This window comes from Sphingobium naphthae, assembly GCF_043589935.1.
Classification (GTDB): domain Bacteria; phylum Pseudomonadota; class Alphaproteobacteria; order Sphingomonadales; family Sphingomonadaceae; genus Sphingobium; species Sphingobium naphthae_A.
The window spans coordinates 1,766,228-1,778,535 of the sequence record NZ_CP171454.1; the positions used below are offsets into that span (position 1 = coordinate 1,766,228).

10 protein-coding genes are annotated in these 12,308 nt (G+C 64.2%); 6 read left to right on the forward strand and 4 right to left on the reverse strand.

All coding sequences use genetic code 11. From position 1 onward, the window contains the following. Positions 1-149 precede the first annotated feature (149 nt). The 5 genes from ACGGKE_RS08715 (at position 150) to ACGGKE_RS08735 (ending at position 7,217) form a co-directional block, all read left to right on the forward strand. Entirely contained in the window at positions 150-2,465 is a 2,316-nt protein-coding gene (locus tag ACGGKE_RS08715; protein ID WP_394437055.1) for a TonB-dependent receptor, read from the forward strand. Positions 2,466-2,542: 77 nt separating this feature from the next. Beyond that, positions 2,543-3,886 carry an alkaline phosphatase family protein gene (locus tag ACGGKE_RS08720; RefSeq protein WP_394437057.1) on the forward strand — a complete coding sequence of 448 codons (1,344 nt, stop codon included), beginning with the start codon at positions 2,543-2,545 and terminating at the stop codon, positions 3,884-3,886. A gap of 159 nt (positions 3,887-4,045) precedes the next feature. Continuing rightward, positions 4,046-5,299, forward strand: coding sequence for a YceI family protein (locus ACGGKE_RS08725; RefSeq protein WP_394437059.1), 1,254 nt, complete (start codon positions 4,046-4,048; stop codon positions 5,297-5,299). A gap of 53 nt (positions 5,300-5,352) precedes the next feature. Beyond that, positions 5,353-5,718: a Rap1a/Tai family immunity protein gene (locus tag ACGGKE_RS08730; RefSeq protein WP_394437061.1), complete on the forward strand. Its 366-nt coding sequence runs from the start codon at positions 5,353-5,355 to the stop codon at positions 5,716-5,718. A 128-nt stretch (positions 5,719-5,846) separates the two neighbouring features. Then, positions 5,847-7,217 carry a class II 3-deoxy-7-phosphoheptulonate synthase gene (locus tag ACGGKE_RS08735; RefSeq protein WP_394437063.1) on the forward strand — a complete coding sequence of 457 codons (1,371 nt, stop codon included), beginning with the start codon at positions 5,847-5,849 and terminating at the stop codon, positions 7,215-7,217. Between the two features lie 240 nt (positions 7,218-7,457). On the opposite strand, the gene ACGGKE_RS08740 is transcribed toward ACGGKE_RS08735, so the two are convergent. Genes ACGGKE_RS08740 through ACGGKE_RS08750 form a run of 3 tightly spaced genes read right to left on the reverse strand, consistent with a single transcriptional unit; the run spans position 7,458 to position 9,304 of the window. Beyond that, complete coding sequence (locus tag ACGGKE_RS08740; RefSeq protein ID WP_394437065.1) at positions 7,458-8,018, reverse strand: LptA/OstA family protein; 561 nt, start codon at positions 8,016-8,018, stop codon at positions 7,458-7,460. Beyond that, the gene (locus ACGGKE_RS08745) at positions 8,018-8,665 is read right to left on the reverse strand and encodes an LPS export ABC transporter periplasmic protein LptC (RefSeq protein ID WP_228165898.1); all 648 of its coding nucleotides are present in this window, start codon (positions 8,663-8,665) and stop codon (positions 8,018-8,020) included. Before ACGGKE_RS08745 ends, ACGGKE_RS08740 begins: the two co-directional genes overlap by 1 nt. 21 nt (positions 8,666-8,686) lie before the next feature. Next, positions 8,687-9,304 (reverse strand): ribonuclease D, encoded by a 618-nt coding sequence (locus ACGGKE_RS08750; protein WP_394437068.1) that lies wholly within the window; start codon positions 9,302-9,304, stop codon positions 8,687-8,689. A 279-nt stretch (positions 9,305-9,583) separates the two neighbouring features. Between ACGGKE_RS08750 and ACGGKE_RS08755 the strand changes: the two genes are divergently transcribed. Next, positions 9,584-10,429 (forward strand): cold-shock protein, encoded by an 846-nt coding sequence (locus tag ACGGKE_RS08755; RefSeq protein WP_394437070.1) that lies wholly within the window; start codon positions 9,584-9,586, stop codon positions 10,427-10,429. A gap of 225 nt (positions 10,430-10,654) precedes the next feature. Here ACGGKE_RS08755 and ACGGKE_RS08760 read toward each other — a convergent pair whose 3' ends face one another. Continuing rightward, positions 10,655-12,112 (reverse strand): YecA family protein, encoded by a 1,458-nt coding sequence (locus ACGGKE_RS08760; protein WP_394437072.1) that lies wholly within the window; start codon positions 12,110-12,112, stop codon positions 10,655-10,657. Positions 12,113-12,308: the final 196 nt, after the last annotated feature.

Below are 12,308 nucleotides of genomic sequence, written 5' to 3' on the forward strand. Positions count from 1 at the left end.
TGGACACAGGATGGCCAAAAATGGATCATGACGGCCCTGTCACGGCCATTTCGCCGATCCGTCAAATATGTCTCACCGCGCTGCAACAACCCAAGGCTAGTGCCCCGCCAGACCCGGCGATCCGTCCAGGGTCCAAGGGGGACATCATCATGCGGCCACTTCACGCTTGCTTGCTTGCTTCAACCATGTTGGCGGCGACGCCGGCGCTTGCGCAGGACGCCCTGCCCGCCGCCGATGCGCCGGCCGAGGGCGCCGACATCATCGTTTTTGGCCGTGGCGAAACGCGCCAGGTGCAGGAAATCGCGCGCAAGGACATCATCACCCTGACGCCGGGCACCAATGCGCTCAAGGCCATCGAAAAGCTGCCCAGCGTCAATTTCCAGTCCGCCGACCCGTTCGGCAATTATGAATGGTCGCAGCGCGTCACGATCCGCAGCTTCAACCAGAACCAGCTCGGCTTCACCTTCGACGGCATTCCGCTGGGCGACATGAGCTATGGCAATCACAACGGCCTGCACATCACCCGCGCGATCAGCAGCGAAAATATCGGCAGCGTGCGCGTCAGCCAGGGCGCGGGCTCGCTCGGCACCCAGGCGACGGGCAATCTGGGCGGCACGGTGGAAACTTTCTCCGCCGATCCGGCCGATTATCTGAACGGCGGATCGCTGGCCGGCCAGGGCAACCTCACCTATGGCAGCGACGAAACCTGGCGCGCCTTCGCGCGGCTGGCGCTGGGTACGCGCGATGGCATGCGCGGCTATGTCTCCTATGGCACCGCCGCCACCGACAAGTGGAAGGGCCAGGGCACGCAGGACCAGCATATGGGCAATGCCAAGGTCATCATTCCGGTCGGCGACGCGACCATCGACGGATGGCTGAGCTATTCCGACCGGCGCGAGCAGGATTATCAGGACATGTCGATGAACATGATCCGTCGCCTGGGTTGGGACTGGGACAATACATTCCCCGACTATGCCCGCGCGATCGACTATGCCAGCCGCCTGAACGACGTCGATCTGATCAGCAACAGCGGCGGGTCGCCCTTCCCCGACGGCCTGTACGACTATAGCGGCGCGTCGGTGGCCGGCGGCCAGGTCTATCCGGGCAATGTCACCAGCGCCGACGACGCCTATTATGACGCGGCCGGCCTGCGCAAGGACTGGCTGGGCGCGATCGGCGTCACCACGCCGATCGGCGAGGCGGCGACCTTCCGCCTCAAGGGCTATTATCACAATAATAGCGGCATGGGGCTGTGGGCGACGCCCTATACGCCCAGCCCCAATGGCGTGCCGATGTCGGTGCGCACGACCGAATATGACATGGACCGGATCGGCGTCTTCGGCAGCATCGACTATACGCTCGGCATCCAGACGCTGAGCGCGGGCGCCTGGTATGAGAATAACAAGTTCCACCAGGCCCGGCGCTTCTACGCCTTCGCCAGTCGCACCGAGCCGGGTCTGAGCTTCCGCGACTATCCGCAGAACCCCTTCTTCACCCAGTGGGAATTCGACTTCACCACCGACACCTTCCAATATCATGTCCAGGACAAGATCGACCTGGGCATGGTGACGATCAACCTGGGGTGGAAGGGCTTCAAGGTCAGCAACGAAGCCGAAGCGATCGTGCAGGCGACCTTCCCCGAAGGGAAGATCAAGGTAGAGGACTGGTTCCAGCCCCATGCCGGCTTCGCGGTCGAATTGAGCCCCGAGGCGGAAATCTTCGGCGGCTTCACCCAGGTGACGCGCGCCTTCGCGTCCGCCACCACGACCGGCCCCTTTTCGACCAACCAGATCGGCTTCGATGCGATCCGCGACGATCTGAAGCCCGAACAGTCGGATACCTATGAACTGGGCCTGCGCTACAACACGCCGACGTTCAACGGCGTGCTGGGCGCCTATCTGGTCAATTTCCGCAACCGGCTGCTGGCGGTGACGGTGGGCAGCCCGATCCAGGGGCTGGCGTCGGCGCTGCAGAATGTCGGCGGCGTGCGCGCGCTGGGCTTCGAAGCGGCGGGCGACCTGAAGCTGGGGTCGGGCTTTGGCGTCTATGCCTCCTACAGCTATACCGACGCGACCTATCGCGACGATGTCTTCAACAGCTCCGACGGCACGCTGGTCGCGGCGATCAAGGACAAGACCGTCGTCGACAGCCCCGAACATATGGCGCGCGGCGAATTCAACTATGACGACGGGCGGGCGTTCGGCCGCGTCGGCATCAACTACATGTCGCGCCGCAATTACAGCTACACCAACGACGCATCGGTCCCCGGTCGCGTGATCGTGGATGCGTCGATCGGCTATCGCCTGACCGACCGGATCGAGGTGCAGATGAATGTAACCAACCTGTTCGACAAGAAATATGTCGGCACGATCGGGTCGGGCGGCTTTGGCAATAGCGGCGACGCGCAGACCCTGCTGGTGGGCGCGCCGCAGCAATTCTTCGCCACGCTCAAGACCGGTTTCTGAACCAGAATATCCTGTGCTTCGAGCGAGGCCGGGACGCAGGTTCCGGCGCGTCCGAGGCACAGGACGGAGAAATGATCGTGAAGATATTCGCGCTAGTCGCTTCGGCGCTGACCCTGGCCGTGCCGGCCCTCGCCCGGGCCGAGCCCGTCCTCCTCATCTCGATCGACGGGCTGCGGCCAGGTGACGTGCTGGAGGCGGACAAACGCGGGCTGTCCATTCCCAATCTGCGCCGCTTCGTGAAGGAGGGCGCGCATGCGACCGGCGTCACCGGCGTGGTGCCGACGCTGACCTATCCCAGCCACACCACGCTGATGTCCGGCGTGTCGCCGGCCCGCCACGGCGTCGTCTCCAACAACAGTTTCGACCCGATGGGCATCAACCAGGGCGGCTGGTACTGGTATGCGCAGGATGTGCGGACGCCCATGCTGTGGGAAGCGGCGACAAAGGCCGGCCTGTCCACCGGCAATATCCACTGGCCCGTCAGCGTCGCGGCGAAGGGCGTGACATGGAACCTGCCGCAAATCTGGCGCACGGGCCATGCCGACGATGCACGGCTGCTCGACGCGCTGGCGACGCCGGGGCTGAAGGCGCAGCTGGAGGCCGTGGTGGGACAGCCCTATGCGATGGGCATCGACGAAAGCCTGGCGGCGGACCAGAATCGCGCGCGCTTCGCCAGCGCCCTGATCGCCGCGCACAAGCCCGATTTCCTGACCGTCTATTTCGCCGCGCTCGACCATGAGGAACATGCCAGCGCGCCGGGATCGGCGGCGGCCAAGGCCGTGCTGGAAAAGATCGACGGGATAGTCGGCGACCTGGTCGCTGCGGAAATGCGGGCGCATCCCGACGCGGTGATCGCGCTGGTGAGCGACCATGGATTCGAAGCGACGCATACGGCCATCAATCTCTACCGCCCCTTCATCGACGCAGGCCTCATCACGCTGGACCGCGACGGCAAGGTCGCGTCCTGGCTGGCGATGCCCTGGATCGCGGGCGGGTCGGCCGCGATCATGCTGGCGCGGCCCGGCGACGGGGCGCTGGCGGCGCGCGTGAAGGCGCTGCTCGACCGGCTGGCGGCCAACCCCGCAAACGGCATCGACAGGATCGTCGATCAGGACGCGCTGATGGCGATGGGCGGCAATCCGCAGGCGCGCTTCGCCGTCAACCTGAAGCCCGGCTTCGTCACCGACATCTTCCGGGGCGCCGCCGCGCCGGTCGTCGGCCATGCCAGCGTCAAGGGCATGCATGGCTATTTCCCCGGCCCGGCCAATCTGGACGCGACGCTGCTGCTGATGGGCAAGGGCGTGGCGGCGGGCAAGGATCTGGGCCGGGTCGACATGCGCGCGATCGCGCCGACGCTGGCGAAGCTGCTGGGCGCATCGCTGCCCGCTGCCGAGCTGCCGCCAATCGAGCTGGGGCAGTAGACGCGCGCGCCAGGCGCTGTCGGCGGCGGGAGACGCCTTGCCGGCAGCGCGAGATGCCATTGTAAAGGGAGGCCGCCCGCAACCCAGAGTTTTGCGTCATGCCGATGGACATCATTGCTTACTCGACATAATTTGCGCGCTCATCGTCGGGGACCAGCCATGCCGCAGCGTTACAGCCTTGCCGCCATCATCCTGCACTGGGCGATCGCCGCCCTGCTCGCTTTCCAGATCGCCGTGGGCTGGGCGCTGGGCGGACTGGGCGCGCGGGGCTTCGCGCTGTACCAGCTGCACAAGTCGGTCGGCATCACCATATTGGCGCTGACCATCCTGCGCATCGTCATACGCTACTGGAAGCCGCGCCCGCCCGCCAAGGAGGGCGGCTGGCAGGGCGCGCTGGCGTCGGGCGTGCATTTCGGGCTCTATGCCTTCATGCTGGCCGCGCCGCTGACCGGCTGGGCGCTGGTGTCGACCGCGAAGGTCAAGGTGCCGACGCTGATCTTCGGCGTCCTGCCCTTGCCGCCGCTGCCGCTGCCCGCGAGCGCGCATGAGGCCTTCGAAAATGGGCATGGCCTGATCGCCTGGATCGGCATCGCGCTGTTCCTGCTGCATGTCGCCGGTGCATTGCGTCATCATCTGCTGATCGGCGACGGGCTGATCTGGCGCATGGTGCCGGGCCGGTCGCGCGCGCTGCTGCTGGCGCTGCCGGCGCTGATCCTGATCGGGTTCGTCATAGGGCGCGCCATCGTTCCGGCGGGCAACGCGCCTGCATCAGGGGCGGAGAGCGCGCCGGACGCCGATTGGGGGACGGCGGCGGGCAATGAGGCGCAGGCGATCAACGCCGCCGCCGCTGCGCCTGAGGCCCCTGCCGCCAATGCGGCGGACAATGGCAGCGAGGCGGCCGACGAGAATGTCGCGGCGGCGCCGGCGGCGTGGAGCGTGCAGCCCGGCGGCACCATCCATTTTTCGGTCGGCAACGATGGCGAGACGATCAGCGGCAATTTCTCCAAATGGGCCGCGCGCATCGTCATGGACCCCGATCGTCCCGAAACCGCCGACATTCAGGTGACGATCGACATGGCGTCGGCCAGCGTCGGCGACGCGTACAAGGACGGGATGCTGCCCAATGAGGAGTTTCTGGCGGCCGCCGCTCACCCGACCGCGACCTTCACCGCCAAGGGCGCGGAGGCGACCAGCCCGGGACGCTATCAAGCAAACGGCACGCTGACGCTGAAAGGCGTGTCGAAGCCACAGACCATCCGCTTCAGCCTGTCGGGCGCAGGCGCGACTCGCCGGGTGCGCGGTATCGCCAGCATCGGCCGCGCCGCCTTTGGCGTAGGCAATGGCGAAAGCAGCGGCAGCCTGGCGCCGCAAGTGGCGGTGACATTCGATTTTTCGGCGAAGCGCCAGGACTGACGATCGGAAGCGGCCGCGTGCATGGCGGCGCCATGAGAAAGGCCGATCCCGCGATGAGACCAACGCTGACGATGCGCCTGTTGCTCCTGTCCGCCGCCCTGCTGGTCGGCAGCCCCGCGCCGGCGGGCGCGCAGGCCTATATGTTCGAAACGGGCGCGACGCTGCTCGCCAAATGCCGCAACAAGGCGCCCGAATATGGCCTGGCCTGCACCGCCTATATCGTCGGGGTGGTCGACGGCATCCGCAAGGACATGTTCATCGGCCGGGCGCGACCGGTCTGCTGGCCCGACAGGATGAGCGCGGACGAAGCGCGCAAGACCGTCATCGCCTATCTTGACCGCTGGCCCGATCAGCGCACCGCGCCCGCGTCGGTGCTGGTCAGCGTGGCGCTGAACGAGCGTTGGTCCTGTCAGAAATAGACGCGGCCGATCAGGCTGATCGAGACAAATCATTGCGCGCCGCCATGGCCGAACTGGTACAATCTTGCCTTGGCGGCCCCGGCGGCGTAGGTGCGGCCCCTATTTTACTCGTGCGAAGGAGACTCGACGTGGCGGCGAAGTGGACGCCGGAAAGCTGGCGCAGCCAAAAGGGCATTCAGATGCCCGTCTATCGGGACCAGGCGGCGCTCGCCTCGGTCGAGGCGCAGCTTGGCCAGTTTCCGCCGCTCGTCTTTGCGGGCGAGGCACGCAATCTGAAGGCCGATCTGGCCAAGGTCGCGACCGGCGAGGCGTTCCTGTTGCAGGGCGGCGATTGCGCCGAAAGCTTTGCCGAGTTCCATCCCAACAATATCCGCGACACGTTCCGCGTGCTGTTGCAGATGGCGGTGGTGCTGACCTTTGCGTCCAAGCTGCCGGTGGTGAAGGTCGGCCGCATGGCGGGGCAGTTCGCCAAGCCGCGTTCGGCCGATACCGAGACGATCGGCGGCGTGGAGCTGCCCAGCTATCGCGGCGACAATGTCAATGACATCGCCTTCACGCCCGAAGCCCGCGAACCCGATCCCCAGCGGATGATCCGCGCCTATAACCAGTCGGCCGCAACGCTGAACCTGCTGCGCGCCTTTTCGACCGGCGGCTATGCGTCGCTGGAGCGCGTGCATGGCTGGATGCTCGATTTCATGGGCCGGTCCCCCTGGGCCGCGAAGTTCGAGGCGATGGCCGACCAGATCGGCCAGGCGCTGGACTTCATGCGCGCCTGCGGCCTGGATGCGGACAGCGTGCCGCAGCTGGGCGGGACCAGCTTCTACACCAGCCATGAAGCGCTGCTGCTGCCGTTCGAGCAGGCGCTGACGCGGCAGGATTCGATCACCGGCGAATGGTATGACACGTCGGCGCATATGCTGTGGATCGGCGACCGCACCCGGTTCGAAGGGTCGGCCCATGTCGAATATCTGCGCGGCATCGGCAATCCCATCGGCATGAAGTGCGGGCCGAGCCTGGAGCCCGACGCGCTGCTGCGGCTGCTGGACGTGCTCAACCCCGCGCGCGAGGCGGGGCGAATCACGCTCATCACGCGCTATGGCCATGACAAGATCGAGGCGGGCCTGCCCAAGCTGGTGCGCGCGGTGCTGCGCGAAGGGCATCCGGTGGTCTGGTCCTGCGACCCGATGCACGGCAATGTGATCAAGGCGGCCAATGGCTACAAGACGCGGCCGTTCGACCGCATCCTGGCCGAAGTGCGCGGCTTCTTCGCCGTGCATCGCGCCGAAGGCAGCTTTGGCGGGGGCATCCATGCCGAAATGACCGGGCAGAATGTGACCGAATGCACCGGCGGCGCCATCGCCATCACCGACGAGGGGCTGGCCGACCGCTACCATACCCATTGCGACCCGCGCCTCAATGCGGCGCAGAGCCTGGAGCTGGCCTTCCTGCTGGCCGAGATGCTGAACGAGGAACTGAAGGAACGCCGCGCGGCGGCCTGACATTGGGCTTCGGACGAGGAATAGGGCGCTGCCGAGAGGCGGCGCCCTTTTTCGTTGCCGTCGCCGTTCAGCGCGACAGCGAAAGCGACACCTGCGCGGGTTTTTGCTGGTAGCGCCGGGCAAACAAGGCAATTAGTTCAATAATAACAATGACTTAATCAATCGCGTCAAATCACTCCAAACGCGGTGCGGCGGCATTTACGCAAATCGCCGTCGCAGCTGTCGGCTTTGCGCCGGGCGTCAGTTCCGCCGTTGGGGCACGGTGAAGGTGCCCGAGACGCGCCCGCTGGGGCTGGTCGACGTGCCCGCGCCGCCGCCGCTGGAGCGGCCGTCCACGGTCGAGCGGCCGCTGTTGAGGTCCATCACCAGCCGCCCGCCGGTCAGCCGGTTCGCCCCTTGCGTCAGCGCGACATTGCCCAGCATCGTTATCAGCTTGGCATTGAGGTCGTAGATGGCGACATTGCCGCGCGCGGTCTGATCGCCCTTGGTCACCACGACATTGCCCGACGCGTCGATCCGGTCGATCTCTATCCCGCCCGCGCCGGCGCCCGGCTGGTTGCGATAGGCGACCGTCATGCGCGCGGCGTTGAGCGTCATGCCCGCCTGGGTCACGACCACATTGCCCGACACGACCACGCGGTCGGCGCGGTCCTGCACCTCGATCCGGTCGGCGGTGAAATTGACCGGAGCGTTGCTGTCATGATTGCGGAAGACCTGCGCGGACAGGCCGCCCGTTCCGGCGACGATTGCGCCGGCGGTAGCCAGAAAGCCGGTCGAAAGCAGGATGAGCGTGCGTTTCATCAGTTCTGCCCTTTGAGACCATTTTGTTCGATGCGCAAGCGCGCGCGGCCGTTCAACGTGACGGTGCGCGCGCCCATGTCGGCTTCCAGATGATCGGCGCTGAAGGTGCCGATGGGGATGCGCCCGTCGACGCGGCCGGCGCTGCGCATCCGCCGGGTGGTGAGGTCGACGCCGACGTCGCGGGTGGTCAGGCGATAGCCGCCCGCCGCCTGGAACTGCACCGGCCCCTCGATCGCGACGCGTTCGCTTTCCATGTCGTAGCGGCCCTTCTGCGCGGTCAGCACCGCCGGGCCGTCCGACAGCAGGATGCGCGCGGACATGTCATTGAGGTCGACGATCGGTTCGCGCGAGCTTTTCTGCACCGCCGATCCCGCCCGCAGCGAGAAGGGCTGGCCCTTGCTGTCCTCGCCGCGATAGAGCGCTTCGGTCACGCGCATCCGTTCGCTGGCGACGTCGACCTTGTTCTTGTCGAGCACGAAGCTGACCTTGTCGCCGCCGGTGAAGGGCGCGGTGGCGAGCAGCGCGGCGAGCACGCCGACCGACACGGGCAGCCAGTTCTTGAGCAGCTTGACCAGCCGGTCATGGCTGCCGCCCGGCCGCGCCCAGTGGCGGCGCACATTGCGTTGCTGTTCGGCCTGGACGGACATGGCGACGCTTCCCCTGCCCCCTTACATATGCGCGAAAATGTCGATTTCCGGCCAGCCGGCGAGGTCCAGCTCGGCGCGGTGCGGCAGGAAGTCGAAACAGGCCTGGGCCAGCTCCATCCGCCCTTCGCGCACCAGCCGCTTGTCCAGTTCGGCCTTGAGCTGGTGCAGGTAGCGCACGTCCGACGCGGCATAATCCTTCTGCGCGTCGGACAGGACCGGGCCGCCCCAGTCGCTCGACTGCTGCTGCTTGCTGATGTCGTGCCCCAGCAATTCGCGCACCAGTTCCTTGAGGCCATGGCGGTCGGTATAGGTGCGCACCAGCCGCGAGGCGATCTTGGTGCAATAGACGGGCGCGGCGACCACGCCCAGATAATGGCGCAGCGCAGCGATGTCGAACCGGCCGAAATGATAGAGTTTGAGCCGCTCTGGATCGGCCAGCACGGCCTTCAGATTGGGCGCGGCATAATCGCTGCCGGGATGGAAGCGCACCAGATGCTCGTCGCCCTTCCCGTCGCTGATCTGCACCACGCACAGGCGGTCGCGCGGGGTGATCAGCCCCATGGTTTCAGTGTCGACGGCGATCGGGCCAGGGGCGAGCACGCCGGCGGGCAGATCTTCTTCATGGAAATGGACGGTCATGCGATCCCCTCTATGGCCAAACCGCCCGCACCGCAATCGACGCGACGCATCCGCGCAGAGTTGCGACGAAATGGCGCGCACGCGCGATGAAACGTCGGTTTCGCGGCGAATAGCGACAAAAGGAACGGAACGGGTCCAGCAAGGTGAAAATCATTCGCGTGGGCACGAAAAGTTGATATAGTGATTCCCAAACCCGCCTTTGCGGTGGATTGTGCATGTCATTCGCCCGACATGTTTGTCCGATTGGTCTTGGGGCGAAGCGAAAGTGACTAACAGGGCATGAGTTTTGATAGAGGTCGCCGCGGCGGGCGCGGCAGGGATAAGCGCGACGGTTTCGGCGACGACAATTTCTACGATCAGGGCCGCGGCGGTTTTGGCGGTGGCGGTTTCGGCGGTGATCGCGGCGGCTTTGGTGGCGGCGGCGGTTTCGGCGGCGATCGTGGTGGTTTCGGCGGCGGTGACCGCGGCGGCTTCGGCGGCGGCGGTGGCGGCGGCTTTGGTGGCGGCGGCGGCGGTGGTCGCGGCTTTGGCGGTGGCGGCGGCGGCGGTGGTCGCGGCATGCCCGCCCAGGTCGTCGGCGAAGGCAAGGGCGTCGTCAAATTCTTCAACGGGCAGAAGGGCTTCGGCTTCATCGTGCGCGACGATGGCGGCGAAGACGTGTTCGTCCACATCAGCGCGGTGGAACAGGCGGGCCTGACCGGCCTGGCCGAAGGCCAGCCGCTCGGCTTCACGCTGGTCGATCGCGGCGGCAAGGTTTCGGCCACCGACCTGGTGATCGAAGGCGAACCGATGCCGGTGACCGACCGCGCGCCGCGCGAACCGCGCGAACCCCGCGCCGGTGGCTTCGGCGGCGATCGTGGCGGCTTTGGCGGCGGCGACCGCGGCGGCCCGCAGCGCCAGCTGACCGGCGAGCGCGCCAGCGGCACGGTGAAGTTCTTCAACGCGATGAAGGGCTTCGGCTTCATTCAGCGCGATGACGGCCAGCCCGACGCCTTCGTCCACATCAGCGCCGTCGAACGCGCCGGCATGGCCGCCCTCAACGAAGGCGACCGCCTCGACTTCGAACTGGAAGTCGACCGCCGCGGCAAATATGCCGCGGTGAACCTCCAGTCGAAGGCCGACTGAGCCAGCGCACGATAATCATCCCTGTTACAGGGGAGAGGATGCAGGGGCCGCTTGAAAAAGCGGCCCCTTTTTTTGGTGTGGGGCGCGGGAGAGGCGGGGAGGATCGGGTGGCTGCTTTGCGCCCATCCCGCCAACCAAGAGAATATCCCAGGAGCGAACGTCCTTAAACCTTTCCTCAGAGTTCGCTCGCTTAGCCCGCATCTCAGCCTCCAAGGCTCGTAAGCTCTATCGGCCGCAACACTTTTTGTACTTTAGACCAGAGCCACAGACGCATCGTTCGTTTCTCCCCAGTTTGGCGCGTACTCTGGGGCTAGCAATAGGTCTCGGAAACTCCGAGATCGTATGTTTGCTCGCCTGCATTTGCGGATTCTGGAAAAACCTCAGTTCCTCGTTAGCCTTCTCGTAGTAGGCCCGTCGCTCCGCGTTCCAGTCCTCAAATTCCATCAAAAGTAAATCTTCGGAGTTTGTTTGGCCCGCGAACTTCGGCGCGTCAGTCGCAATGCCGATCACTCTCTTGATAGTCGGCATTCTAAGCTTTGCAGCGCCACACGCTATCTCAAGCATGCCGGAACGTACCTCCCGATAGTTCTTAGAGCTTCGGAGATCATCTGAAGCTTTGAGCTGGAGGAACACGTACACCATGCCTTCGTAGAATGAGGGCATCAGCGAGACATTGCGAACCACTGGATCGTCAGTTTCTGGGAAGTTTCTTATAGACTTCAGCATGAAGTCCGAAAGGCCTCGCCGAGAAAAACGCGGTTCCATGGCCATAAAATGCAGTGCGCTCTTCCCTTGGAAAGGCTTGCTGTTTCCACTAAGCAAGCCACGAAGTGCGTTGTCGGACGTGATCTGTAGCAAGCGATCCCAGAAATACGAAGTTTGATTTGCCGCTTTCCGCCGCGCATATAGCTCGCTGCGCTCGAAATCGAACCACTGGCCTTCACCGATATGCACCGTATCAAACGCGTCAAGCGTACTGATGATATGGCGATTTCGCTTCTCGTCAAAATTAAGAAAGTAGTGCGCGATGACATCTTCCTCTCCACAATACGATAGGGCGTGACGCTTAATCGCTCCGAGCTTTGCATCCAGATAAGCCGTAAAATCGTAGATCGTATCGAGTTCGGTCAGGGCGATTTCCAAATTTTCGGTATCGAGAATGTGGACGGGATGGTTCCGATCGATCTGCACGAAAAATGGATGATCGAATCGCTCACCTGTCTCCTCGTAGGAGATCGCCAAGCTACCCGAAACATTTGCCGAAGAAGCTCGCTTGCAAGCCTCTTTCGCGCCATGCGCAACGACAATCTTATGACATCGCACCTGGTCTGGATCGATGGGAAAAGGAAATGACTGTTTCTTTTGAGGATCAAGATAGATCGATCGCCCGGAACGAATGTACCTTTCCGCACCATGGGCGGTGGAAACCTGCTTGTCGATGACTTCCTTGCGCCAGCGTCTCCAAGCCAGATTAACGTCTTCTGGATCTTGGTCAAACCTCCGATTTTCTCGATCGAAGAAAATCAGAACGTCATTTTGAAAGACGACGAGCAGGTCGCACAGTTCTTTTCCATCGTCACGGCACGGATTAGGATAACTCCAAAGGCGCAAAAAGGTGTCGTCGCACAGACCCGCCAATAGCCGCTCAGTGGGCGACACCCCTTCAGATTTTAAGATGGCCATGGCGGATCATATCACGACTAGAACGGCATGTTCTAATGATTGCGGCATACGTATCGCGACGAAAAAAATGTTAACGCATAGGCAAAGCTGAACGTCTGCTAACCAATCAGGGTGCCGGAAGGCAGTTATCTGATATGCCCAGTAGCGCACTCGACTTTAGGGTTAGGCCGCCGGTCCAAAATCAGCCATCTCCCTC

Coding starts and splice junctions, on each gene's coding strand:
- ACGGKE_RS08730 (WP_394437061.1), top strand. CDS start 5,353: ATGAGACCAACGCTGACGATGCGCCTGTTGCTCCTGTCCGCCGCCCTG.
- ACGGKE_RS08760 (WP_394437072.1), bottom strand. CDS start 12,112: ATGGCCATCTTAAAATCTGAAGGGGTGTCGCCCACTGAGCGGCTATTG.
- ACGGKE_RS08745 (WP_228165898.1), bottom strand. CDS start 8,665: ATGTCCGTCCAGGCCGAACAGCAACGCAATGTGCGCCGCCACTGGGCG.
- ACGGKE_RS08750 (WP_394437068.1), bottom strand. CDS start 9,304: ATGACCGTCCATTTCCATGAAGAAGATCTGCCCGCCGGCGTGCTCGCC.
- ACGGKE_RS08740 (WP_394437065.1), bottom strand. CDS start 8,018: ATGAAACGCACGCTCATCCTGCTTTCGACCGGCTTTCTGGCTACCGCC.
- ACGGKE_RS08755 (WP_394437070.1), top strand. CDS start 9,584: ATGAGTTTTGATAGAGGTCGCCGCGGCGGGCGCGGCAGGGATAAGCGC.
- ACGGKE_RS08715 (WP_394437055.1), top strand. CDS start 150: ATGCGGCCACTTCACGCTTGCTTGCTTGCTTCAACCATGTTGGCGGCG.
- ACGGKE_RS08725 (WP_394437059.1), top strand. CDS start 4,046: ATGCCGCAGCGTTACAGCCTTGCCGCCATCATCCTGCACTGGGCGATC.